Origin of the sequence: Luteibacter sp. (assembly GCF_035539195.1) — a bacterium.
In the GTDB taxonomy this organism is placed as follows: Bacteria; Pseudomonadota; Gammaproteobacteria; order Xanthomonadales; family Rhodanobacteraceae; genus Luteibacter.
This window is the reverse complement of record NZ_DATLIW010000040.1, coordinates 112,080-136,629: the sequence shown is the minus strand read 5'-3', so window position 1 is coordinate 136,629 and position 24,550 is coordinate 112,080. Positions and strand designations below refer to the sequence as shown.

The window sequence follows — 24,550 nt, the reverse complement described above, 5'->3', positions numbered from 1 at the left end:
GGAGCATTGTGGCGCGGATGGGCGCGGGCGGGAAAGTCGCCCCGCAGCAAGGCAGTTATGCCGGGGCAGCACAAGGCGCGCTGGGGCGGGCTTTGTGTGGGAGCCGATTTATCGGCGATTGGCCTCTCGGCTAGTCCGCTCCGTTGGCCTTTCGCCGCTGAAGCGGCTCCCACATGGCTTTGATCTGAGCTCCCACGGGGTTTTGATCTGAGCTCCCACAGGGTCTTGATCTGAGCTTCCACAGGGGTTTGATTTGAGCTTCTACATGGCTTTGAATTGAGCTTCTACGAAGCTCGCGCCAGCAGCCGGCGCTCGCGGCGACGGGCCTTGCGGGCCTTCCAGCGCTCCGACAGGCAGGCGAATATCACGTACAGCGCCGGCGTCGACAGCAGGGTCAGGCTCTGCGAGATCAGCAGGCCGCCGATCATCGCGATACCCAGCGGACGGCGCAGCTCGGAGCCTTCGCCCAGCCCGATGGCCAGCGGCAGGGCAGCCAGGATCGCGACCATGGTCGTCATCATGATCGGCCGGAAACGGACCAGGCAGGCTTCGCGGATCGCCTCCTTCGAGCTGAGGTGATGCTCGCGCTCGGCGACCAGGGCGAAGTCGATCATCATGATCGCGTTCTTCTTCACGATACCGATGAGCAGCACCAGCGCGATCATCGCGACCACCGACAGTTCGGTATCGGTGATGACAAGCGCCGCCAGCGCGCCGACACCGGCGGCCGGCAACGTGGAGAGAATCGTCACCGGATGGATCAGGCTCTCGTAGAGCATGCCCATGAGCAGGTAGACGACGACGATGGCCGCCAGGATGAGCAACGGCATGTCGCTCTGCGATTGCTGGAAGCGCCTGAAGTCGCTGCCGGCGTCGAGTCGGATGTCGCCCGGCATGCGCATGCCGCTGATGGTCTTCTGGATGATCTCCATCGCCTCGCCCATGCTGACACCGGGCGCCAGGTTGAAACTCACGCCCATGCTCGTGTACTGGTCCTCGTGCACGATCTGGGTCGGTGCGAGTCCCGGCACCTGCTTGGTCACGGCGGACATCGGGACCATGGCGCCGGAATCCGCTTTCACGTAGATCTGGTTCAGCGACTCCGGCGTCGCCGCCATCTGCGGCAAGGCATTCACGATAACGCGGTACTGGTTGATGTCCGAGTAGATCGTCGACACCGCGCGCTGGCCGAAGGCGTTGTACAGCGCGCCGTCGATGTTGCCGATCGACACGCCCAGGCGTCCCGCCGTGTCGCGATCGATCACGATGTTCTGGCGCAGGCCGGCGGCGTCGATATCGCTGCCGACGTCCTTGAGCATCTTGTTCTTCTTCAATGCGTCGACCAGCTTGGGCAGCCACTCCTGCAGTTCAGCGACGTCATTGCCCTTGAGCGAAACCGAGTACTGGCCACCCTGCGAGGTACCGCCGCCACCGCCGGTGGGCAGGTCCTGGATCGGGCGCAGGCGCAGGTTGAGATCGGGATATTTGTTGGCTTTCGCCGAAATGCGGTCCAGCGCGTCGAACGTGGTGTCCTGGCGGCCGTCCGCCACCGTCTTCAGTTCGATGTTGAACGAACCGGTCGAGCCGGTACGACTGGTGCCCAGACGCGAGCCGACCGACTTCACGTCCGGATCGGCGAGCAGCATCTCGGTGAGCCGCGCCTGGCGCGACTTCATCTCGCCGAACGAGACGGTGGAACTGGCGGTGGCGCGCGCGGCCATCAGGCCGGTGTCCTGCGGCGGGAAGAAACCGCCCTTGACCATGCCTGCAAGCACGAAGGTGATACCCACCAGCACGAGCGGCGTGAGCGCCATCAACAACGCGTGGCGCAGCGACCAGTCCAGCGCGCGGCGGTACACGCCGACCAGGCGCTCCTGCCCTCGTTCCAGCGCAAGACCCAGCCTCGAGTCGGGCTTGTCGTTCTTGTGCGCGGTGAGGAAATGACCGCAGAGCGACGGCGTGAGCGTCAACGAGACCAGGGCCGACACGACGATCGCAGCGACCAGGGTGACCGTGAACTCCTTGAAGAACATGCCGGTGATGCCACCGGCGAACAGTAGCGGAATGAACACCGCGATCAGGGAGGCAGTGATCGAGACGATGGTGAAACCGATCTCGCGCGCGCCCAGCAGCGCCGCGTCGAAGCGGGAGATGCCTTCATCCATGTGCCGGATGACGTTCTCGATGACCACGATGGCGTCGTCGACGACGAAGCCGATGGCGATCACCAGGGCCAGGAGGGTCAGGTTGTTCAGTGTGTAGCCGAAGCAGTACATGGCCACGAACGCGCCGGCCAGCGACAACGGCACGGCGAGGCCGGCGATCAGGGTGGGCGCGAGCCGTCGCAGGAACAGCGCCATCGTCATGATCACCATGCCCAGGCTGATCAGCAGGGTCGCCTGCACTTCGTGCAACGACGCGCGGATGGTCGGCGTACCGTCGAAGAACGAATGCAGGGTGACGCCGGCCGGCAACCACGACTGCATCGTCGGAATCTGCGCCTTGATCCGGTCGACCGTCTCGATGACGTTCGCGTCCGACTTGCGGTACACGTACATCAGGATGCCGGGCTTGCCGTTGAACCACGCGGCCTGGTAAGCGTCCTGCTGGCCATCGTAGACATGCGCGATGTCGGAAAGGCGGATCGGCACACTGTTCTTGACGGCGATAACCAGCTTGCCGAAGTCTTCCGCCGTATGCAGGGAGTCCGTCGCGGTCACGGCGATATTGCTGTAGCCGTCGGTGAGGAAGCCCTGCGGCGACGTGACGTTTGCCGCGGTGAGCGCATTGCGCAGCTGGTCGGGCGAGAGTCCCATCGCGTTGAGCGCGCGCAGGTTCACGTCCACGCGGATGGCCGGGGTGGCGCTGCCGGCGATATCGACCGAGGCAATGCCTTCCTGCTGGCGCAGGCGCTGCGCGAGGATCGAATCGGCGACGTTGTACAACTCGGTCGGTGCGACGGTGTCCGAGGTCAACGCCAGGACGATCACCGGATCGTCGTTGGGATTCGCCTTCTGGTACGAGGGCGCATTGAGCAGGCCCGCCGGAAGGTCCGGCTGCGCCGCGTTGATCGCCGACTGCACATCGCGCGCGGCAGCGTCGATGTTGGTCCCGTTCTGGAAGAACAACAGCACGAAGGTACTGCCTTCGGAACTGTTCGAGCGCATCGATTCCACGCCCGGCACCTGGCCCAGGTGGCGCTCCAGTGGCGCGGCGACGGTGGAGGCCATCGTGCTCGCGTCGGCGCCGGATTGCTGCGCCTGGACGAAGATCGCCGGGAACTGGATGTTCGGCAGCGCGGCGACACCGAGCAGCGAGTAACAGATCATGCCGACGACAAAAAGGCCGATGGCCAACAGCGACGTGCCGATCGGTCGGCGAATGAACGGGCCGGAGATATTCATGCGATGGGACGGCTTGTCTCGTGCTGGATCGCGCGGATCATCCCTGCTTCAACGCGTATCCCGGAAAAAGGTTTCGCCGGGCGGCGAACCGTCCGGCGAATGAGGGTGGTGCGATCTCCCCCGGCGACGCTTCCCATCAGGAAGCGGGCCGGGCGTCGGTCAGCAGCAGCTCTCGTCGCGCCTTGCGCTCCGCGAGCCAGTCGGAGAACCGCTCCATGTAGAGATAGATCACCGGCGTGGTGTAGAGGGTGACCAGCTGCGAGAGCAACAGGCCGCCGACGATGGAAACGCCGAGCGGCTTGCGCAGCTCCGAGCCGATACCCGTACCCAGGGCCAGCGGCAAGGCGCCGAGCAGGGCCGCCGCGGTCGTCATCATGATCGGACGGAAACGCAGCAGGCAGGCGCGGCGGATCGCTTCCTGTGCATTGAGGCCGGTACGTTTCGCCTCGATGGCGAAGTCGATCATCATGATCGCGTTCTTCTTCACGATACCGATCAGCAGGACGATACCGACGATGCCGTCCACCGAGAGGGTCATGCCGCACATTAGCAGCGCCAGCAGCGCGCCGACGCCCGCGGGCGGCAGCGTGGAGATGATCGTCAGCGGATGGATGTAGCTCTCGTAGAGCACGCCCAACACGATGTAGATGACGATGATCGAGGCCAGCAGCAAGAGCACCTCGTCGCCGACGGACGACGAGAACTCGGCCGCCTTGCCGATGAACTGGCCACGCACCTGGGGCGGGAAATCGAGCTGCTTCTCCACTTCGTGGATCGCGCTGACCGCCTCGGACAACGACTTGCCCTGGGCCAGGTTGAACGAAATCGTCACCGCCGGCAGCTGCTGCAGATGGGTGACCACCAGCGGTGCGCTGGTGACCACGGAGCTGGCCAGTGCGGCGATGGGAATCGTGCCACCCGCGCCGACCTGGAAGCCGACGTTACCGGTGTTGCCGATGCCGGCCGGCGTCGCCGAGTTGCTCGATGCCAGCTGACCGAAGCTGGTGGCGTTCGAGCCGGTCAGCGCACCGTTGCCGTTGCCGCGCACGGTCAGCTTGTTGAGCAGATCGGAGCTGGTGCGGAACTCCGGCGAGACTTCCATCACCACGCGGTACTGGTTCAACTGGGTGAAGATGGTGGAAATTTGGCGCTGGCCAAAGGCGTCGTACAGGGTGTCGTCGATGGTCTGCACCGGCACGCCGAGGCGGCTGGCACTGTCACGATCGATCGTGAGCTTCAATGCCGTGCCCTGATCGGCCAGGTTGTTGTCGACGTCCGACAGCTCCTTGCGCTTGCGCAGGGCCGAGGTCATCTGCTGGGCGTAACCGGCGAGCTCGGTGGAATTCACGTCGGACAGCGAGTACTGGTACTCGGTGGCCGATACCTGGGTGTCGAGCGTGACGTCCTGCACGGGCTTCAGGTACAGCGCGACACCGGCGATGTTCTGCACGCTCTTCTGCAGGCGCGGCAAGAGGTCCTCGAGGGAGGCGCGGTCGCCGCGATCCTTCAGCACCAGCGACAGCTGGCCCTGGTTGAGCGTGGGATTGATCGAGCCCGCGCCGATGAAGGCGGCGACGCCGGCGACCGCCGGATCCCGACCCAGCGCATCGGCCACGGCCTTGGTGCGCTGTTCCATCTGCGGGAAGGCGACGTTCTGGTCGGCCTGGACCACGGCGGTGATCAGGCCGGTGTCCTGTTCGGGGAGCAGCCCCTTGGGGATCACGATGTACAGGACCACGGTCAAGGCCACGGTGAGCGCGGCGACGATCATGGTCAGCGGACGGTGATCGAGCACCCAGTCCAGGCTGCTGCCGTAGCCATCGACGATGCGCGACCAGGTGGTGTGCTGGCCCGAGGCCGCGGCGTGCTCGTGCGCGTCTTCCGCGTCCGGCAGCTCGTCGGCCTTGAGCAGGTAGGCGCACATCATCGGGGTGAGGGTCAGCGAAACGAGCATCGAGATGGCGACCGCGATGGTCAGCACCCAGGCGAACTCGTGGAACAGGCGACCGGTCACCCCGGGCATCAGCAGCAGGGGCAGGAACACCGCGATGAGCGAGACGGTCAGCGACAGGACGGTGAAGCCGATTTCCTTCGCGCCGATTTCCGCGGCGGTCTTCGCGTCGTGGCCCTGCTCGATATAACGGACGATGTTCTCGATCATCACGATCGCATCGTCGACGACGAAGCCGGTGGCCACCGCCAGCGCCATCAGCGAAAGGTTGTCCAGCGACATCCCGGCAAAGGCCATGACGCCGAATGTACCCACCAGCGACAGCGGCACCGCGACCGACGGGATCACCGTCGCCCACAGGCGGCGCAGGAAGACGAAGATCACCGCGACGACGAGGAAGATCGTCAGGATCAGGGTGAACTGGACGTCCTCGACCGAGGCGCGGATGGTGATGGTGCGGTCCGAGAAGACCTTCAGGTGGACGTCGGCCGGCAGCACCTTCTGCAGGTCGGGAATGGTCTGCCGGATCTGCTGCACCGTCTGCACGATATTCGCGCCGGGCTGGCGACGGATGTCGAGCAGCACGGCGGGCTTGCCGTTGGCCCAGGCGGCGAGCTGGTCGTTCTCGACGCCGTCGACCACGTTGGCGACATCCGAAAGGCGCACGGGTGCGCCGTTCTTGTACGCGATGATCGTGCCCTTGTACTCGGCGGCGTCGGCCAGCTGGTCGTTGGTGCCGATGCTGTAGGACTGGGTCTTGCCGTTGAGCGTGCCCTTGGGTGCGTTGACGTTGGCCTGCGTGAGCGAGCTGCGCACGTCTTCCATGGTCAGGCCGAGGTTGGCCAGCTGCGCGGGGTTGATCTGGATACGCACGGCGGGACGGACGTTGCCGGCGATCGAGACCAGGCCCACGCCCTGCACCTGCGCCAGCTTCTGCGCGATGATCGAATCGGCGAAGTTGTTCACGTCGCGCAGCGGCAGGCTGTCCGAGGTGAGCATCAGCGTCATGATCGGCGCGTCGGCCGGATTCACGCGGTTATAGACCGGCGGATACGGCAGGTTGTTCGGCAGCGTACCGCGTGCCTGGTTGATCGCTGCCTGCACGTCCTGCGCGGCGATGTCGATGTCGCGATCCATGGCGAACTGCAGGACGATCGTCGAAAGGCCCGCCGAGGAGTCCGAGCTCATCGAGGTCAGGCCGGAGATCTGGCCGAAGTTGCGCTCCAGCGGGGTCGTGACCAGGGCGGCCATGGTCGTCGCGCTGGCACCCGGGTACTGCGTGGTGACGACCATGCTCGGCGCACTGATCTCCGGCAACGCCGACACCGGCAACTGGCGGTAGCCGAGGATACCGAGCAACAGCACCGCCACCATCAGCAGCGAGGTCGCGATCGGTCGGCGAATGAAGAGTGTCGAAAAACCCACGTTTGTGTCCTGGTGTCGGGACCTTGCGGTCCGTGGGCGACGCGTCCGTCATGGACGCGCCGCGCGCTGCTTCATCAACCGCCGCGCTTGCCGCCGCCCTGGCGAGCCTGCTTACCCGCCGTCTTCGACTTCTGCAGCTCTTCGGCGGTAGGTGCCTCGGGCACCTGGCCCGGCGCCAGCGGCTGGATCTTGGAACCCGGCTTGAGGCGGAACTGGCCTTCGGTGACCACCTTGTCGCCGATCTTCACGCCCTTGCTCAGCATGACGTGGCTGTCGCCGACCTCGGTGGCGGTTTCCACCGTCTGCATCTTGACCGTGTTGTCGCCCTGCACCAGGTAGACGTAGTCGCCGTCCGGGCCACGCTGCACCGCCTGGGCGGGGACCACGAGCCCGCCCTTCACCGTGCGTACCTTGAGCTGCACGTTGACGAACTGGCCCGGCCACAGCTGGGTCTTCTCGTTGTCGAACAGCGCGCGCAGGCGGAACGTGCCGGTGCTGGTGTCGATCGTGTTGTCGAGGACGTCCAGGTGCCCCGCGGCGATGGCGTGCGCATCGACGCGATCGAGCGCGGCGACTTCGAGCGCGGAGAGCGAGCCGTCCGTCGTCGAACCGCGGACCAGGTCGAGATTCTTCTCGGGCAGGTAGAACATGACGTAGATCGGGTGCAGCTCGGTGAGCGTGACGATCGCGTCCGTGGTGGCGACGATGTTGCCGGCGTCGACCGAGCGGATGCCGGCGAGGCCGTCGATCGGCGCGACGACCTTGGTGAAGCCCAGCTGCACCTGTGCCGCGCGAATCGCGGCCTGGTCGGCATTGGCCGTGGCCACGGCCTGGTCGAGGCTGTTCTTCAGGTTGTCCAGGTCCTGCTTGGAGACGTACTGCTGGCCGCCCTTGCTGACCAGGTTGGTCGAACGGTCGAGGTTGTTCTTCGCCGTGGCCGCGAGTGCCTGGTCCTGCTTGAGCTTGGCCAAGGACTGGTCGTACTGGGACTGGATCGTGCGGGGATCGATCTCCGCGATCACATCGCCCTTCTTCACTTCCTGGCCTTCCTGGAAGTTCAGTTTCATCAGCTGGCCGCCCACCTGCGGGCGCACGGTGACCGTGTTGCGTGCCTGCACGGTGCCCAGGGCCGTCAGATAGACCGGCACGTCCTGGCTGGCCACGGGAACGACCGTGACCGGCACCGGCGGCTGGTCCTTGCCCTGCCCTTCGCCATTGGCCTGGGCCCCTGCCGTGGCGTCGCCGTCGGCCTTGCCATGGTGCCTGGCGATGAAGAAGCCCGCGACCAGCACGACGACAACGACGGCCAGCGCGATTTTCCAGAAACGCGACATGTAGAACTCCTAGATGGATAACCGCTCGAAAGCACCGCTCCCAGCGGGCGCGCCGTGCGCCCAGGGGGGTTATACCCCCTGAAGGTTAAGGATCGACGGCGCCAATGTTAGGTGTTGGGGAACGGGATTGAACAATGCCGGTTGACAGGGGTACACCATGACTGACGGCATGTTCGCCCCCATCGCATGCCCCCTTTCCTCCGCCGATCTCAAGACCGCTGACTCAAGCAAGGGTTCCGTTATACTCGCCCGGTTCGACGCCGCATCGCGGCCGCAGGCACGCCGGATCCCGGGGAGGGGGACGGCACACCCAAATCCAGTGGAGTCAATGCGTGAGCGGTTCTCCGAGCAAGTCCGACCAGAACTTCATGCGTCAGTTCTCAATGCTGACCGCCGGCCTCAGCGTACTGGCCATCGTGTTGATGGTGTTGGCCTATGCCATCTACGACCATATTCCCAAGGACCAGGATCCCGCCGTCGCCAAGCGGACCGAAGCCCGGATCGCTCCGGTAGGGGCCGTCTACGCCGGTGACACGGGCCGCGCCGCCATGCTCGCCGCCCAGGAAGCCGCGGCCAAGCTCGCCGCCTCGCAGGTCGCCTACGGTGGCAGCACCGATGGCAAGACCATCTACGACAACCTCTGCCACAGCTGCCACACGGCTGGCGTGGCCGGCGCTCCGAAGCTCGGCGACAAGTCCGCGTGGGGCGCACGTATCGCCCAGGGCATCGCCACCCTGACCAAGCATGCCATCGAGGGCTACAACGGCCCGGACGGCAACCACATGCCGGCCAAGGGCGGTAACCCCTCGCTGACCGACGAGCAGGTCGGCAACACGGTGAAGTGGATGGCCGACCAGGTGAAATAAGCCTGGACCCGCCTGCTTCGCATCGAAACGCCGCCCCCTGGGCGGCGTTTTTCATGGTGGCAAGTGCGTGCCCCTGCACACCCGGCGCCATCCTTTGTGGGGGCAAAGCGCGGAGCCTTCGTTTCCCGGGCTAGCGCTGCGCAACCCAGTCGCTTGCGAAATCCCTCAGCTGCGGGAAGAACCGCTCGAAGGTGGCACGCAACATGGCGTCTTCCGACAGCAGCAGCGGCATCGCCCCCGCGACGGGGTTGGCGCGCGACAGCCGCTGCGAAATACCGCCGAGCGCCTTGCCGATCGCGTCGGCATCGGCATAACCGGCCGGCAGGTCGTTCGCGTCCATGTAGCCAAGGAAACGCCGGAGCGAACCGGGAAGGACCGGCGTCGCCGCGTGCATCTCCTCGCGCAGGCGGGTCGAGAATTCGCCCAGCGGACGAGCAGACCACTTGGCGAAATCCCTTGCCAGGCAATGGTCGAACCACATATCCAGCAGGATGCCCGCATAACGACGGAAGGGTGCCGGCAAGCGTTCGCGCGCTGCGCGCACGTCGTCGTGGCTGTCGGTGAACACATCGATGGCCCGGTGCAGGTAGATCCCGTCGCGCACCCGCGGCGGCAAGGAGAGGTCGGGTGTGCCGCGAACGAAGTCGCCCATCACCCCGCCCAGCCGCAGGGCCGCGTCGTCGCCCGCCAGCAGGGCGTGGGCCAGGACGTTCACGGGGCGGGTATCATGAAGGGCATGAGCGAACATCTATCCGAAGCGCCGGAGCATTTTCCGGACGATACCGCCAGCTTCGCGCTCGCGGGCCCCGCGGGCAAGCTGGAATGCGAAGCGCGCGCCGCCACCGCCGATGTCGCCCGCAACGCCATCGCCGTCATCTGCCATCCGTTGTCGACCGACGGCGGCAGCATGCGCAACAAGGTGGTGACGATGATCGAGCGCTCGCTGCGCGAGGCCGGTGTCGACACGGTGATTTTCAATTTTCGCAGCGTCGGCGGCTCCGAAGGCGAGTTCGACAGCGGCAACGGGGAAAGCGACGACCTCGCCGCCGTGGTCGCCTGGGCACGCAAGACCCGTCCGGGTGCCGCACTGTGGCTGGCCGGCTTCTCGTTTGGCAGCTACGTCACGCTGCGTAACGCCGTGAGCCTGCGCGCCGATGCCCTTATCAGCGTCGCTCCGCCCGCGGCAGGCCGTGGCTGGGACTTCGGCCCGCTGGAGCTACCGACCTGCCCGTGGCTGGTCGTCATGGGCGACGCCGACGAGATCGTCGAACCGCAGGCCGTGTACGACTGGATCGACAGCCTGCCGGAGGATCGGCGACCGCAGCTGGTCCGCATGGAAGACACCAGCCACTTCTTCCATCGGCGCCTGATGGACCTGCGCGGCGCGATCAAGCATGCCGTCAAGGGCTGGCTGCCGGGACCGCGCGGCGCATGAACTGCACGGAATCGACGCCGGGCGAGCGCTACCGGGACGGCATCGCGGGCCACCGCTGGGAATCCGACCCCGCCCAGTTGCCGGTCATCGCGGAGTTCGACCGCCTGCACGCCGCGCTCTGCGCCCCCGAGGCACCCGCCGGGGGCCTGTTGGGGCGCCTGCGCAGCATGCTGGGAAGCGAGGCCCGCAAGGCTGTGCCTGGCCTGTACCTGTGGGGCAGCGTGGGCCGCGGCAAGACATTCCTCATGGATCTGTTCGTGTCCAGTCTCGCACCGGGCCTCGCCCTGCGCCGCCACTTTCATCGTTTCATGCTCGACGTCCACGCCACGCTGCGCGAACTCGGTGAGCGACAGAACCCCCTCGACGAAGTCGCCGAACGCCTCGCGGCGAAATGCCGGGTGCTATGCCTGGACGAATTTCTCGTTTCCGACATTGGCGATGCGATGATCCTCGCCGGCTTGCTCGATGGCCTGTTCGCGCGCGGCGTGACCCTGGTCACCACGTCGAACACGCCGCCTTCGGGCCTGTACAAGGATGGCCTGCAACGCGCGCGTTTCCTGCCGGCCATTGCCGCGATCGAAACGCAGTGCGTGGTGCACGAGATGATTTCGCCGCGTGACTGGCGCTTGCGCGCCCTGAGCCAGGCCTCCGTCTACATGGTCCCGCCGGGCGCGGAAGCCGAGCGCTCGCTCGCCCGCATCTTCACCGGCCAGGCCCAGGGCGAGACGGTGGATGGCGGATCGATCGTGCTGAACAACCGCGAGATTCCCGTGCGCAAGCGCGCGGAGAACATCGTCTGGTTCGATTTCACCGCGCTGTGCGAAGGACCGCGCGCGGTCGCCGATTACATCGAACTCGCGCGGACGTTTCCCGCTGTCATCGTCTCCAACGTGCCGCAGTTCACCGTCTACTCCGAGAACGAAGCCAAACGCTTCGTCCTGCTGGTGGACGAGTTCTACGATCGCCACGTCAAGCTGGTCCTTTCCGCGGCCGCGCCGATCACCGAACTCTACGACGGCAGGAAGGTGCGCGCCGAGTTCGGGCGCACCGAATCGCGCCTGATCGAGATGCAGAGTGAGGACTACCTTGGCCGTGACCATAAACCCTGATTCGGCGCGGACGCGGACGCCTGTTCGCTCGCAGCCGATCACCTTCATGCTTTACGGGCGGGTCTCCCGCGCCATCTGACGAGGACAGCCATGGAACACTGCGAACTGGTTCCCGGTCGCGGCATCCGCCGCGACACCACCGATATCTTCTTCGGCATGCCACGCAAGAAGCTTCGCGACACGCTCGGCTGGAAGGCCGGCGGCGAGAACATGTGGGACGACGAAGACGAGTACAGCACCGCCGACGGCAACGACTGGCTCCGCCTGCGCTTCCTCGACGACAAGCTCTGCGATATCGAAGTGCTGGGCGGCCACCTCGTCCATGAAGGCATCGAGCTGGTCGCCACCGATCTGCCCACGCTGAAGGCCGCACTGAAGAAAGCCGGCATGGCGCTGGAGAAAACGCAGTGGCTGTCCGAAGGCCACGACTGCGTCGATCTGCAAATCGTCGTCGCCTCGAAGGAAGACGCTGGCGATGTCGGCGACGAGATCGAGTGGGTCATCACCAGTTGCGATTTCAACGTCGAATGACGCATCGGGCTACCGCCGTCGCCAGGCTGCCGCGCCTCGCGGCGGTCGCCCTGCTCCTGCTACAGCTGGTCGGCTGCGCCACGACACCCGCCGTTGCCCCGCAACGCAGCGCGCTTGCGCACTGGACACCGTCGCCGAACTTCAACGTGCGCAAGGCGCAACTGATCGTCCTGCACCATACGTCGATCGGCGATCCCGCGGCGGCGCTGCGCGTGCTCCGTACGCGTAACAGCGAAGGCCCGGTCAGCGCACACTACCTGGTCGAAGCCGACGGCCGCATCGACCAGCTCGTCGACGACAACGCACGCGCCTGGCACGCCGGCGCCTCCCGCTGGGCCGGGATGACCGACATCAACTCGTCGTCCATCGGCATCGAGATCGACAACGACGGCGTGTCCCCGTTCTCCCAGCCGCAGATCCAGGCCCTGATCGACCTGCTCGCCGACCTCACCTCACGCCTGGGCATTCCACGCGAGGCGGTCGTCGGCCATGGCGATATCGCACCCGGCCGGAAGAACGATCCCAGCGTGCAGTTCCCCTGGGCGACGCTGGCCCGTTACGGCTTCGGCCTGTGGCCCGACGCGGTGCTCATACCGGCTCCGCCGAACTTCGACAGCCTCGCCGCCATGCGCCTGGTGGGCTACGACGTCGGCAACCCGCGCAACGCCATCGTCGCCTTCCATCGCCACTACCGCGCGACGGAGACCGATACGCTCGACGCCACCGATGCGGCCATTCTCTACTCGCTGCAACGCAAGCTGATGGCGCCGCGGTAGTAGGCAGGCGCCTTGGGTGGGTGGGCTGGCTCGCCTGCGGCATCGCACTTGCTCGGCTCGCTGTGCGTCGCAAGAGCCGGCGGGTGGGTCTTCGTTCGACGCGATAGGGGCTGCCCCTCGATGTCACGAGGACGATGTTGTGGGAGCCGATTCATCGGCGATCCCGCGGCAGCGGGCCAAGGTGCGGCAAGCTCCCATCGCCGCTGAAGCGGCTCCCACAGTAAAAGCGCCCCAGGTCGGAGCCCCGAGCGTGGCAGCCGCCGGCTCTTGCGACGCACCGCAAGCCTCAGTACGCGAAAGACGCGAACGCGGCGATCGTCCGATCGACAGCCACATCGTCGATATCCAGATGCGTCACCAGCCGGATCGATGGCAGGTAGCCGATGCTCAGACGCACGCCCGCCTTCGTCATGTGCGCGGCGAGGTCCTGCAAGCGCGCGGCCGGGACATCCAGGAACACCATATTGGTGTGGCAGGCGGTGACATTCAGGCCCTCGATACCACGCAGGCCCTCGGCGAGACGACTGGCACGTGCGTGATCGTCGGCGAGACGCTCCACGTGGTGATCGAGTGCGTGCATCGCTGCGGCAGCGAGCATGCCGGCCTGGCGCCAGCCACCGCCGGTGACCTTTTTCCAGCGACGGGCGCGCTCGATGAGGGCGCTGCCGCCGAGCAACACCGAACCCACGGGCGCACCCAGACCCTTCGACAAGCAAACCGATACGCTGTCGAAACCCGCCGCCACCTCGCGCGCCGGACGACCGTAGGCGATCGCGGCGTTGTAGAGTCGAGCGCCATCCAGATGCAAACCCAGACCGCGGCGGGTTGCCAGTTCGCGGGCCTTGGCCATATAGCCGAACTCGAGCGTGCGGCCATGCCAGGTATTTTCCAGCGCAAGCAGGCGCGAGCGGGCGAAGTGCGGATCGACCGGCTTGATCGCTGCTTCCACCCTGTCCAGCGGCAGGCTGCCGTCGGCGTCCTGCGGAATCGGCTGCGGCTGGATGGAACCGAGCACGGCGGCGCCGCCGCCTTCGAAACGGTAGGTGTGAGCATCCGCGCCGACGATGTATTCGTCGCCGCGCTCGCAATGGCTCATCAGGGCGATCAGGTTGCTTTGCGTACCGGTAGGGACGAACAGGCCAGCGGCGAAGCCAAGGTCGGCGGCGAGGCGTTCCTGCAGTGCGTTGACTGTCGGGTCCTCGCCGTAGACGTCGTCACCGACCGGCGCGCGCAGCATCGCTTCGCGCATGGCCTGGGTGGGGCGGGTGACGGTGTCGCTGCGCAGGTCGATCATGTCCATGGGGCGGGGATGTCGTTGGGGAACCAGCATCGGATAGTACGCCACGCCGTTCACGAATCGTCTGCCCTGTCCACGGCATGCTTGGCGACATGATCACCATCGTCATGGGCGTTTCCGGAAGCGGCAAGAGCACGATCGGCGAAGGCGTGGCAACCCGGCTGGGCCAACCCTTCATCGACGGCGACAGCCTGCATCCGGCGGCCAACCGCGAGAAGATGGCGCACGGCATTCCGCTGGACGACGCGGACCGCCAGCCGTGGCTTGAAGCGATCGTGGCCGAGATGGACCGGCACCGTGCGAGCGGCACGTCGCTCGTGCTGGCCTGCTCCGCCTTGAAAAGACGCTACCGCGATTTCCTGCGGGGCGGCCATGACGACGTGCGCTTCGTGTACCTGCAGGCGTCTCGCGACGTGCTTGCCGAACGGCTCGGGCGTCGCAGCGGGCATTTCTTCGACCCCCATCTGCTCGACAGCCAGTTGGCGACGCTCGAGGAGCCCTCCCCCGACGAGGCGTTGCGCGTCGGGGTGGGCCTGGCACCGGCGGAAACGATCGAGAACATCATCCGCGCCGGTTGCGATACGGCGCGTCAGATGTCGTAGCTCACGCCAAGGCGCACATACCTCGGTAGCTGGCGAACCACGGCCTGGCCGTACTGTGGATCGGCCACGCCCGGGTCGGTCTGCGAGTACGGATACCGGTTGAGCGCGCGCTGATCGTTGAACGCATTGAAGACGCTGGCGGTGAAGGAGAGCTTTCCGGCGGCGAACGTCGGCCGGTAGGTCGTGCCCAGATCCAGCTGGCGGATCCACGGAAGCCTGCCGTGCGAGCCGGGCGTCGAGGCGACACCGTCGCAATAGTGGTACTGGCCGCCGTACTTGCCCGGATCGGTGAGGTCCGGCCCGTAATAGCCCAGGCAGACCTTCGGCGCGCCGGAGACGAAGCTCAAGTTCGCGGAGACCAGCCATTCCGGGGTCAGCTGGTAATAGCCATACAGTTTGAGCTGATGGGTGTGGTCGTTGTTCGTCGGGCCGTTGTTATTCTCCATCAGATAGCTGTTGTCCCAGTCCGGACTGGTGGAGGCTGCCGTCGCCTGCACGTCGGAGCGCAGTTGGCCTTCGGTATCGCCATAGCTGCGCGAGAAGACGTAGTCGACCTTGCCATACCAACGGCCGTCGAACGGATGCTCGAGGAAGCTTTCCAGCGCGTAGTACCGGCGCTTGAGATGCGGAAAACCGAACTCTTCATTGGTCATGGGCACGCTGACCAGCTGGCCCGACGTATCGACCAGGTTGAACGTGGCGGCGCGACCGGGATTGAACAGGTAGCAGCTGTTGGTGGTTGCGACGTCGTAGCCGAGCGTCGCCGCCTTGGCGATGATCCGATCGGTATCGCAATAGTCGTCGATCGCGCTGCGCAGGATGCGCTGGGTGAGCTTGGCACCATAGACCCAGTCATGACCGAGCGTCTTGGTGAAGCCGAGGATGAACTCGTCCTGGTACTCGGATTTCAGGTTCTGCGCGGTCACCGTCCGCGCGTCGGGAAGCACACCGTAGTAGTTGTTCGACGAGACCGGGCGCGAGAACGACGTGAGCCCGGTCGGCAGCCCCTGCCCGTCGATACCGCTGTAGGTGAAGTATTGCGAGGTGCTCAGCGCCGCACCTGCGGCGTTCAGCCCCGGATTGAGCGGAAGGCCAAGGTAGTAACGTCCTGCGTTTCCGTAGACCTTGAAGCTCGCATCGCCGTTCACGTCCCAGCTGAAGCCGAGTCGCGGTGCCCACTGCGGTCGATGCTGCGTGACATAGGCATCGCCGTCACGGTTGTAGTTCTCGAACTGGTCGTTGCGCAGGCCAAGGGACAGCAGCCAGCGATCGTCCACCTGCCACTTGTCCTCGACGTACTGCGCCCTCTGACTGGAACGCACGCTGGCGAGCGAACTGGTGACATGGCGAACGGCGTAGTAGCCATTCTGTCCATTGACGATGCCTCCCGTCGCCGGAACACCAAGGCCGGTGGAAATGGGCGTGTTCGGATCGGCGTGGCCATAGCTCCAGTAGTAGCCGTCGCCGGATGCCTGCGATCCCTGGTCGATCGCGCGCGTCACTTCGTTGTCGATACCCGCGCTGAGTGTGTGGTCACCGAGAACATAGGTGATGTCGAAGCGGGTGTTGGTGGTGCGCTGGCTACGATTGGGGTTGTAAAGCGACTGCACCGTCTGTTTGTTGCCCACGGGCGTGCCGCCGTTGAGTGCCGGGTTCTGGTTGATCAGGCCGTCGACGTAGGTCAGGCTCGGATCGTACGCGCCCGGTTGGTCGTACTGGCTCAACTTCATCTTGCCGAACAGCGCCGACACTGTCAGGTTGTCGGTGATGTAGCCGGTGTACTTGCCCGAGAAAACGTGACCGCCCGTCTTGATGTCGTCCGCCGAGCCGATACGCTCGCCGCGACTGAGATTCGCGTAGTCGTAGCCGTAGATACCGCCGCTCGTCTTCCGCGTGTTGGAGGCACCGGTCAGCTCGAGGATATTATTGTCGGTGATGTTCCAGTCGACCTTGCCGTACCAGCGTGGCGAGTTGTAGCGGTACTGGACCTCCGGACTCGTGCTGTCGACGGCGTTGTGTGTGGAGCCCTCCTGCCGTTCGAACTCTCCGGCCAGGAAGAAGAAGAGCTTGTCCTTGATGAGCGGACCACCGACATAGCTGCTCACCGTCGTCACCCAACTCTTGTCCTGCGCATTCGGTCGGTACAACTGGCCTGCTACCGGCGACGATGGCAGGCCATTGGTGTAATAGGTGTTGGACGCATCGGCGCGCGCGAACGCAGGCTCCCACAATACCTGGCCACCGATGTGCCATTCGTTGCTGCCGCGCTTGCCTACCTGGTTGATGACACCGCCGTCGGAGCGACCGTACTGCGCGCTGTAACCGCCGGTATAGGTCTCCTGCTGGTCGATGGCGCCGTACGGCAGCGAAATGCCGCCCAACCCGCGCTGGGGATCGGTCACGTTGAAACCGTTGATGTAGTAAGCGTTCTCGCTGGCGGCCGAACCGCCAAAACTGTTCAGCGACGCGCCGGTGGGTCCGGTGTAGCCGCCACTGTTCGAGACGACGCCCGGAGCCAGGCGCGCGATCTCGTCGGCGTTGCGTGCCAATGGGAGCCTGGCCAACTGCTCAGCCGTGATGACCGCGCGCGAATCGACCGTGGTGACGTCGATATCGGCAAGGCGCGACGCGCTCACATTGACGCCGGCCAGTTCGGCCGTCGCCGTCACGAAGGAGACATCGGTCGACGCGGCGACCCGCAGGCCGATGTCATTGCGCGTCTCGATGTCCTCGCCGTGGCGCCGCAGCGTGACCGAGTACGTGCCCAGCGGAAGCTGGCTTGCGCTGTAGTGCCCCTTGGCATCCACGTTGACCTCGCGGGTGAGGCCGTTACCACCGCGGACGACGACGGTCGCCCCTTGTGCATCGCTTACCTGTCCGGAAATGCCACCCGTAGTGGACTGCGCGAGAACCGCCTGTGTGCCTAGCGCCGACAAGAGCGCGGCGAACAGGAGATGGTGGCGAATCGGGGTCTTCGTTTGCACAGTGCTGCCTCATGAAGTGGTGTTGTCCCCGTGGCGGGGCAAGGTCCGCGCGGCCACCCGCAATAGCCGGTGCGCGTGCATGTGACCGGAAAGTCGACGGCCGGTCCGCGGGAAAGTGGATGCTTGAAAACGGAGAGGGGTGTTTCGAACCGCCCGATCAGGCGGATGCGCTCGAAGGGCGCCAGGGGACTAGGCGCGACAACAGCAACACGCACGGATCGACGTGGCGTCGATCGGGTGCGTGTGGGTTGGGCGCTGCGTGGTCAAGATCGATTGCCTACGAATGGGTCGGCAGTATAGACGTCTAAAAGTCTTACTTCGATCGCATGCTGCTGGAGTATTCCGCGAATGTCAACATCAGGGTCGGTAATGACTGGGCGACTTACCCAAGACACGCCGGAACATGGTCGAGAAGCTCGTCGGGCTTTCGTAGCCGAGATCCAGCGCGACCGTGGTCACCGCTTCGCCGGCGGCCAGCCGCGGCAAGGCCACGAGCAAACAGGCCTGTTGACGCCACTGGGCGAAACTCGTGCCGGTCTCGCGACGGAAGAGCCGGGTGAAACGACGCCGATGCATGCCGAGGTCCGCAGCCCATTCGTCGATGGTCTCGCTCATCCTCGGTTGCTCGAGGAACGCGGCGCAGCGGGCGGCCAGCGGCGCGTACGTGGGCAGCGGCAAGGCCAGCGGGATGGTCGGCGCACGAGCGATTTCCTCGACCACCAGGGACATGAGCAGGCCATCGCGCCCGTGCTGGTCGTACTCCCGGGGCACGTCGACCGCTGCGACCAGCAGGGCGCGCAGCAAGGGAGCCACCGCGAGCACGCGACAGCGATCGCCAAGGGCCCGGCTCGCTTCCTGCTCGATATAGACGCTGCGCGTACTCACGCTGCCCACCATGCGGACCGAATGCGGCGTACCGCCGGGGATCCACACGGCGCGCTCGGGCGGGGCGATCCATGCGCCTTCCGGCGTCGTCACCGCCACCGTGCCCGATGCCGCATAGAGCAACTGCCCCCGTCGGTGCCGATGCGTGGCCAGCTCGAAGGACGTAGGGTACTCGTGACCACGCGATACCACCGGCCGGGGCACGGCCTCGAACGCCACAGGGTCATACGTCGCGATCATTGTCCCGAACTCGAATGTGCGTGACCCATATCCTAGCGCGGGACGCGCTCGGACGTGGTCTCATAGGCTTCCCCGATCCCCCAGGACGACCCCATGCAAGCGCCAGCCAGCGTGACGGTGGACACACCGCGCGCGGACCCGACCGTTTTCGGCGTGATCTTCGCCATCAGCTTCTGCCATCTGCTCAACGACATGATGCAGTCGCTGCTTCCAGCAATCTATCCGGGCCTGAAGGAAGGCTTTCACCTCGACTTCGGCCAGATCGGCCTGATCACCCTGACCTACCAGATCACTGCCTCGATCCTGCAGCCGCTGGTCGGCCTGTATGCGGATCGCCGGCCGACGCCCCTGGCCTTGCCTGGCGGCACGCTGTTCTCCCTTGCCGGCCTGCTGGTGTTGTCGATCGCGCACACCTATCCGATGCTTCTCGTCGGCGCGTCGTTGCTCGGCATGGGCTCGTCGGTATTCCATCCGGAGTCCTCCCGCGTGGCACGCATGGCATCGGGTGGACGCCACGGCCTGGCGCAGTCGCTGTTCCAGGTTGGCGGCAATGTCGGCCAGGCGTTGGGCCCGCTCGCCGCCGCTGTCGTCGTTGTGCGCTGGGGCCAATCCAGCCTGGCGTTCTTCGCCCTGCTCGCCCTGCTCTCGGGTGCGGTCCTGTGGAATGTCGGCCAGTGGTACAAACATCACGGCCTGCCGCGACTGAAGGCCAGCGCCGCAAAGCAGACCGCGGTGACGCACACCAGCGCGGAAGCCAAGCGCGGCATCGCCGTGCTGCTCGCGCTGATCTTTTCCAAGTATGTGTACCTGGCCAGCCTGACCAGCTACTTCACCTTCTATCTCATTCACCGTTTCAACGTGTCGGTGGAGAATGCGCAGCTGCATCTGTTCGCCTTCCTCGGCGCCGTGGCCGTGGGCACGATCCTTGGCGGCCCGGTCGGGGATCGCTTCGGGCGCAAGCGGGTGATCTGGTTCTCGATCCTCGGCACCCTGCCCTTCACCCTGCTGCTTCCGTACGCGAGCCTGTTCTGGACCGCGCCGCTCACCGTGGCGATCGGCCTGATCCTGGCCTCGGCGTTTCCTGCCATCGTGGTGTTCGCGCAGGAACTGGTGCCGGGGAAGGTCGGCATGATCTCCGGCTTGTTCTTTGGATTTTCGTTCGGCATGGGCGGATTGGGCGCGGCGATCCTGGGCGAGCTCGCCGATCACATCGGGATCGAGGCGGTTTACCAGGTGTGCGCATTCCTGCCGTTGATCGGCTTGCTGGCGGCGTTGTTGCCGGATACCAGGCATCGCCGCTGAGGTGGGTCCTACAAGAGCATCGCCGATGAATCGGCTCCTACAAGAGCATCGCCGATGAATCGGCTCCTACAAGGGCATCGCCGATGAATCGGCTCCTACACGGGTCCCACATGTGGGCATTGCACATGCAAGGCCCATGTGGGAGCCGCTTCAGCGGCGATGCGTTCAGCGCTTCGGCAGCGCGTAGGCGATAACCCAGTCGCCCTGCTTCGTACCCAGGGAACCGTGACCGCCCGCGGTGACCAGCAGGTATTGGCGACCGCTGCTATCCGCATAGGTCATCGGCGTGGCCTGCCCGCCTGCCGGCAGACGCGACTCCCACAGTTTCTTGCCCGTGCGCACGTCGTAACCGCGCACGTAATAGTCGAGCGTGCCACTGAGGAAGGTGACGCCGCCGGCGGTGGTGACCATGCCACCGAGGCTCGGTACGCCGAGCGGCATCGGGATCGGCAGCGGTGCACTGTCGACGATGGTGCCGTTCTTGTGCCGCCATAGCATCTTGCCGCTGCGCAGGTCCACGCCCGCCACGTAGCCCCACGGCGGCGCCTGGCAGGGAATACCCAGTGGCGAGAGAAACGCGGAAAGCTCGATGCCGTAAGGAATACCTTCGGCCTTCTTGACGCCTTCGGTCTCGCTCTTCGCCGGACCCACTTCCATCTTCGCCAGTGTTTCCTTCGGAATGAGCTTCGACTGGAAAGCCATGTAGCTCGGGTTGATCAACATGAGCTGGCGGGTCGGATCGACCGAGACGCCGCCCCAGTCGAACACACCGAAGTTACCCGGAAAAACCAGCGACCCCTGCTCCGACGGCGGCGTGAACATGCCCTCGTAACGAAGCGAGCGGAAGCGAACGCGGCACCAGAGTTGGTCGAAGGGCGTGGTGCCCCACATGTCCTGCTCGGTCACCTGCGGCGGGGCGAAGTTGAGATCCGAAAGCGGCTGGGTCGGCGCCGTGTGATCGCCCGGCACGGCGCCCTGCGGACGCGGCACTTCGTTGATCGGGACGATCGGCGTGCCGTCGCGGCGGTCGAGCACATAAACACTGCCCTGCTTGGTCGAAGCGACGACGGCCGGCTTCACCCCGTCGGCGGTCTGCAGATCGACCAGGGTCGGTTGGCCACCCACGTCCATGTCCCACAGATCGTGGTGCGTGAACTGATAGTGCCATTTCAGCCTGCCCGTGGCGATATCCAGCGCGACAAGACCGGCGCCGAACTTCTCCGATGTCGGCGTGCGACCGCCACCGAACTGATCCGGTGTCTGGTTGCCCATGGGCAGGTAGACGGTACCCAGCGCCTCGTCGACGCTGAAGAGCGACCAGACGTTGGGCGAGTTGCGTGTATAGATACCATCGGGTCCGATCGGTGCGGTCGCGTCCGGATTGCCCGGATCGAAGTTCCATACCAGGTGACCGTCATGCACGTCATAGGCGCGAATGACGCCGGACGGTTCGTTGGTCGACTCGTTATCGGTCACATGGCCGCCGATGATAACGAGGTCTTTCGTTACCGCCGGTGGCGAAGTGGAGTAATAGCCACCCGGAGTGAACGGGCCGATGTTGTTGCGCAGGTTGATCGTGCCCTTGTCGCCGAAGTCCGCGCAGGGCTGGCCTGAATCGGCATCGAGCGCAATGAGTCGCGCATCGGCCGTCGGCAGGAACAAGCGACGCGGGCAGGTCGCCGAGGCGTTGACAGTCGGCGGCAACGGCGCGGTGGACGCGGCGGCGGGAACGCCAGCCGCCGTCGTCGCGGGCGCTGGAATCACGGCCGAGGCGTACTTCGCGTCGTCGTGATACGACACGCCGCGGCAGGTCATATGCTCCCAGTGCTTGAAACCGACCGGGCTCTGGATCTTCGGATCGAATTCCCAGCGCTTCTGCCCGGTCGCCGCATCCACGGCGATGACGCGACTGTGTGGCGTGCACAGATAGACGGTATCGCCGATCTTCAGCGGGGTGTTCTCGGAGGTGGTTTCCGTCGGATCGTCCGGTCCTACCTTGTCGCCTGTCTCGATCTTCCAGGCCACCTGCAACTGACCGACGTTGTCCGGGGTGATCTGGGTGAGCGGCGAATACCGTTGGCCGTACGGCGAGCTGCCGTAATCCGTCCAGTCGGCGTCGGCGCGCGCAGCCCGGTCGCCTTGCGGGCCGGAGACATCGGCCATCGGCAACTCGCCAGGCATGTCGTGGTCGACATGGAACACGCCGACGAGACCGACGGCGGCGACGACGAGCAGCGAGAGGAAGAGAAAGCCACCACCAGTGCCACGGGCGCTGTCGTAGTAGCGATCACGGCCGAGGCCGCGTCGGGGCCAGGGAAGCAACAACCACAGGCCGAGCACGAACCAGACGTCCAGGCGTGGCAGCAACTGCCAGAAATCCCAATGGACTTCCCAGACCGACCAGGCTGCGCTGCCAACGAGCATCAATGCGTACAGGCCCACCGCGAGTCGTTGTCGCAGGAGCAACAAGAGGGCCACGACCAGCAGGATCGCGCCGGCCACCACGTAGTAGATCGAGCCACCGAGGTTGACAAGGCGTATGCCACCCAACAGGGTCGCTATGCCAGCCAGCGTAAATAGGAACGCGGTGAACAGCGTTGCCGGATGGAATCTTCTGACTCGTTTCACGTCTAGCCTCGTCATGAGCAATACCCCCACCGCCGTGCGACAGGGTGGTGGTCACGGCGTGAATCCGAAGTGGAGGCCCTGCGCTATGCGCTTTTCGCACTGGTCTTTTCGGCAAGTTCGGCGACCATCGCTTCGCGCATCAGGTATTTCTGCACCTTTCCGGTCACCGTCATCGGGAACGCATCGACGAAGCGCACGTAGTGCGGCACCTTGAAGTACGCGAGATGACGCCGGCAATAATCCTGGATGGCCGCCGCGGATACGCTACTGCCGTCGCGCAGACGTACCCAGGCGCAAACCTGCTCGCCGAGGCGCTCGTCAGGTACCCCAAACACCTGCACGTCCTGGATATCGGGGTGGCCATAGAGGAATTCCTCGATCTCGCGTGGATAGATGTTCTCGCCACCGCGGATGATCATGTCCTTTAGACGACCGACGATCGTGCAGTACCCCGCCGCGTCGATCGTCGCCAGGTCACCGGTGTGCATCCAGCGGGCCGCGTCGAGCGCGGCGCGCGTATCGATCTCGTCGCCCCAGTAGCCGCGCATCACCGAATAGCCGCGCGTCAGCAGTTCGCCGGTCGTGCCACGCGGGACGACGCGCCCGGCCTCGTCGACGATCTTCACCTCCACGTGCGGGTGGATCCGTCCGACCGTGGCAACGCGCAACTCGAGCGGATCCTCCGCCACGGTCTGGAAGCTCACCGGGCTGGTTTCCGTCATGCCATAGGCGATCGTCACTTCCGCCATGTGCATCTCGCGCACCACGCGGCGCATGATCTCGATCGGACAGGGCGAGCCAGCCATGATCCCCGTGCGCAACGAGGTGAGGTCGAACTCGTGGAAACGCGGATGCTCCAGCTCGGCGATGAACATCGTCGGCACGCCATGCAGGCCCGTGCAGCGCTCTTCGGCGACGGTCTCCAGCGTGGCGAGCGGGTCGAAACCCTCGCCCGGAATCACCATGCAGGCGCCGTGTGTCACGCAGGCGAGGTTACCCAGCACCATGCCGAAGCAGTGATAGAACGGCACCGGGATGCAGAGCCGGTCTTCCTCGGTGAGGCGCATCGCCTCGCCGATGAAGAAGCCATTGTTGACGATGTTGTGGTGGGTGAGCGTGGCGCCCTTCGGTGCACCGGTGGTGCCGGAAGTGAACTGGATGTTCACCGCGTCGTCGAACGACAACTCGGCCTCGATCGCGGCGAGCTTCTCGCGCGCCCCGGCATCCGCGGCGATATCGGCCCAGCGACGGGTGCCGGGCGCCGCTTCGTCGTCGAGCAGGATGACGTGGCGCAGGTCGGGGAGCGCGGCGGCACGCAGGCCGCCGGCCACCGAGGCGGTCAACTCGGGAGCCAGGCCGCTGAGGATCTCCAGGTAATGCGAACTCTTGAATGCCCGCGGCAGGATCAGTGCACGACAGGCGACCTTGTTCAGCGAGTAAGCCAGTTCATGCGAGCGATACGCCGGATTGACGTTGACCAGGATCAGGCCGGCCTTGGGCGCCGCGAACTGGGCGACGACCCACTCGGTGCGGTTCGGCGCCCAGATGCCGACGCGGTCCCCCGGCTCGAGGCCGAGCGCAAGCAGGCCGGCGGCCACACGCTCCACTTCGGCATGGAACTCGCGGTACGTCCAACGGATACCTTGCTGCCGGACGACGAGGGCTGGCCGTTCGGGCCAGTTCGCGACAATCCGGTCGAGCATCGCGCCGACCGTTTCGCCGAGCAGTGGCGTGGCGCTCGCCCCGTGGACGTAACTCGCGGTGTGATCCATGCGGACGTT

At 65.4% G+C, this 24,550-nt stretch carries 16 protein-coding genes; 7 read left to right on the top strand and 9 right to left on the bottom strand.

Going from position 1 to position 24,550, the window contains the following annotated elements; translation table 11 throughout:
• Nucleotides 1-284: 284 nt before the first annotated feature.
• The 3 genes from VM621_RS17820 to VM621_RS17810 all read right to left on the bottom strand — a co-directional run bounded on the left by VM621_RS17820 (nucleotide 285) and on the right by VM621_RS17810 (nucleotide 8,114).
• Nucleotides 285-3,404: an efflux RND transporter permease subunit gene (locus VM621_RS17820; protein ID WP_325470303.1), complete on the bottom strand. Its 3,120-nt coding sequence runs from the start codon at nucleotides 3,402-3,404 to the stop codon at nucleotides 285-287.
• A gap of 136 nt (nucleotides 3,405-3,540) precedes the next feature.
• On the bottom strand, nucleotides 3,541-6,780 hold the full coding sequence (locus VM621_RS17815) for an efflux RND transporter permease subunit (protein WP_325470302.1): 3,240 nt from the start codon (nucleotides 6,778-6,780) through the stop codon (nucleotides 3,541-3,543).
• A gap of 74 nt (nucleotides 6,781-6,854) precedes the next feature.
• Complete coding sequence (locus VM621_RS17810) at nucleotides 6,855-8,114, bottom strand: efflux RND transporter periplasmic adaptor subunit (protein WP_325470301.1); 1,260 nt, start codon at nucleotides 8,112-8,114, stop codon at nucleotides 6,855-6,857.
• A 368-nt stretch (nucleotides 8,115-8,482) separates the two neighbouring features.
• Here VM621_RS17810 and VM621_RS17805 point away from each other — a divergent pair, with 368 nt between their 5' ends.
• Nucleotides 8,483-8,980 (top strand): c-type cytochrome, encoded by a 498-nt coding sequence (locus tag VM621_RS17805; protein ID WP_325470472.1) that lies wholly within the window; start codon nucleotides 8,483-8,485, stop codon nucleotides 8,978-8,980.
• A 130-nt stretch (nucleotides 8,981-9,110) separates the two neighbouring features.
• Here the strand turns inward: VM621_RS17805 and VM621_RS17800 are convergent, their stop codons facing one another.
• Nucleotides 9,111-9,695, bottom strand: coding sequence for an ACP phosphodiesterase (locus VM621_RS17800; RefSeq protein WP_325470300.1), 585 nt, complete (start codon nucleotides 9,693-9,695; stop codon nucleotides 9,111-9,113).
• Nucleotides 9,696-9,716: 21 nt separating this feature from the next.
• Here VM621_RS17800 and VM621_RS17795 point away from each other — a divergent pair, with 21 nt between their 5' ends.
• The 4 genes from VM621_RS17795 to VM621_RS17780 all read left to right on the top strand — a co-directional run bounded on the left by VM621_RS17795 (nucleotide 9,717) and on the right by VM621_RS17780 (nucleotide 12,831).
• Nucleotides 9,717-10,415, top strand: a complete 699-nt coding sequence (locus tag VM621_RS17795) for an alpha/beta hydrolase (protein WP_325470299.1) — start codon at nucleotides 9,717-9,719, stop codon at nucleotides 10,413-10,415.
• A complete protein-coding gene (gene zapE / locus VM621_RS17790) occupies nucleotides 10,412-11,524 on the top strand; it encodes a cell division protein ZapE (protein ID WP_325470298.1) in 1,113 nt (370 codons plus the stop codon). Before VM621_RS17795 ends, zapE begins: the two co-directional genes overlap by 4 nt.
• 90 nt (nucleotides 11,525-11,614) lie before the next feature.
• Complete coding sequence (locus VM621_RS17785) at nucleotides 11,615-12,055, top strand: hypothetical protein (RefSeq protein ID WP_325470297.1); 441 nt, start codon at nucleotides 11,615-11,617, stop codon at nucleotides 12,053-12,055.
• Complete coding sequence (locus VM621_RS17780) at nucleotides 12,052-12,831, top strand: N-acetylmuramoyl-L-alanine amidase (protein WP_325470296.1); 780 nt, start codon at nucleotides 12,052-12,054, stop codon at nucleotides 12,829-12,831. Before VM621_RS17785 ends, VM621_RS17780 begins: the two co-directional genes overlap by 4 nt.
• A gap of 286 nt (nucleotides 12,832-13,117) precedes the next feature.
• Here the strand turns inward: VM621_RS17780 and ltaE are convergent, their stop codons facing one another.
• Nucleotides 13,118-14,131 carry a low-specificity L-threonine aldolase gene (gene ltaE / locus VM621_RS17775; protein WP_325470295.1) on the bottom strand — a complete coding sequence of 338 codons (1,014 nt, stop codon included), beginning with the start codon at nucleotides 14,129-14,131 and terminating at the stop codon, nucleotides 13,118-13,120.
• An 89-nt stretch (nucleotides 14,132-14,220) separates the two neighbouring features.
• Here ltaE and VM621_RS17770 point away from each other — a divergent pair, with 89 nt between their 5' ends.
• Nucleotides 14,221-14,730 (top strand): gluconokinase, encoded by a 510-nt coding sequence (locus VM621_RS17770; protein ID WP_325470294.1) that lies wholly within the window; start codon nucleotides 14,221-14,223, stop codon nucleotides 14,728-14,730.
• On the opposite strand, the gene VM621_RS17765 is transcribed toward VM621_RS17770, so the two are convergent.
• Both VM621_RS17765 and VM621_RS17760 read right to left on the bottom strand, forming a co-directional pair.
• Nucleotides 14,718-17,714, bottom strand: coding sequence for a TonB-dependent receptor (locus tag VM621_RS17765; RefSeq protein ID WP_414674571.1), 2,997 nt, complete (start codon nucleotides 17,712-17,714; stop codon nucleotides 14,718-14,720). The two genes, VM621_RS17770 and VM621_RS17765, sit on opposite strands and share 13 nt — an antisense overlap.
• Nucleotides 17,715-18,071: 357 nt before the next feature.
• Nucleotides 18,072-18,839 carry a helix-turn-helix transcriptional regulator gene (locus tag VM621_RS17760; RefSeq protein ID WP_325470293.1) on the bottom strand — a complete coding sequence of 256 codons (768 nt, stop codon included), beginning with the start codon at nucleotides 18,837-18,839 and terminating at the stop codon, nucleotides 18,072-18,074.
• A gap of 93 nt (nucleotides 18,840-18,932) precedes the next feature.
• Here VM621_RS17760 and VM621_RS17755 point away from each other — a divergent pair, with 93 nt between their 5' ends.
• The gene (locus VM621_RS17755; protein ID WP_325470292.1) at nucleotides 18,933-20,141 is read left to right on the top strand and encodes an MFS transporter; all 1,209 of its coding nucleotides are present in this window, start codon (nucleotides 18,933-18,935) and stop codon (nucleotides 20,139-20,141) included.
• A 165-nt stretch (nucleotides 20,142-20,306) separates the two neighbouring features.
• On the opposite strand, the gene VM621_RS17750 is transcribed toward VM621_RS17755, so the two are convergent.
• Together VM621_RS17750 and VM621_RS17745 are read right to left on the bottom strand one after the other, a co-directional pair.
• A complete protein-coding gene (locus VM621_RS17750; protein WP_325470291.1) occupies nucleotides 20,307-22,769 on the bottom strand; it encodes a membrane-bound PQQ-dependent dehydrogenase, glucose/quinate/shikimate family in 2,463 nt (820 codons plus the stop codon).
• A gap of 83 nt (nucleotides 22,770-22,852) precedes the next feature.
• Entirely contained in the window at nucleotides 22,853-24,541 is a 1,689-nt protein-coding gene (locus tag VM621_RS17745; protein ID WP_325470290.1) for an AMP-binding protein, read from the bottom strand.
• Nucleotides 24,542-24,550 lie beyond the last annotated feature (9 nt).

Bases quoted from the DNA above. Each gene is read 5' to 3' on its own strand.
- VM621_RS17755 (WP_325470292.1), top strand. From the start codon at position 18,933: ATGCAAGCGCCAGCCAGCGTGACGGTGGACACACCGCGCGCGGACCCG.
- zapE (WP_325470298.1), top strand. From the start codon at position 10,412: ATGAACTGCACGGAATCGACGCCGGGCGAGCGCTACCGGGACGGCATC.
- VM621_RS17745 (WP_325470290.1), bottom strand. From the start codon at position 24,541: ATGGATCACACCGCGAGTTACGTCCACGGGGCGAGCGCCACGCCACTG.
- VM621_RS17810 (WP_325470301.1), bottom strand. From the start codon at position 8,114: ATGTCGCGTTTCTGGAAAATCGCGCTGGCCGTCGTTGTCGTCGTGCTG.
- VM621_RS17795 (WP_325470299.1), top strand. From the start codon at position 9,717: ATGAGCGAACATCTATCCGAAGCGCCGGAGCATTTTCCGGACGATACC.
- VM621_RS17805 (WP_325470472.1), top strand. From the start codon at position 8,483: ATGCGTCAGTTCTCAATGCTGACCGCCGGCCTCAGCGTACTGGCCATC.
- ltaE (WP_325470295.1), bottom strand. From the start codon at position 14,131: ATGGACATGATCGACCTGCGCAGCGACACCGTCACCCGCCCCACCCAG.
- VM621_RS17760 (WP_325470293.1), bottom strand. From the start codon at position 18,839: ATGATCGCGACGTATGACCCTGTGGCGTTCGAGGCCGTGCCCCGGCCG.
- VM621_RS17770 (WP_325470294.1), top strand. From the start codon at position 14,221: ATGATCACCATCGTCATGGGCGTTTCCGGAAGCGGCAAGAGCACGATC.
- VM621_RS17820 (WP_325470303.1), bottom strand. From the start codon at position 3,404: ATGAATATCTCCGGCCCGTTCATTCGCCGACCGATCGGCACGTCGCTG.
- VM621_RS17785 (WP_325470297.1), top strand. From the start codon at position 11,615: ATGGAACACTGCGAACTGGTTCCCGGTCGCGGCATCCGCCGCGACACC.
- VM621_RS17780 (WP_325470296.1), top strand. From the start codon at position 12,052: ATGACGCATCGGGCTACCGCCGTCGCCAGGCTGCCGCGCCTCGCGGCG.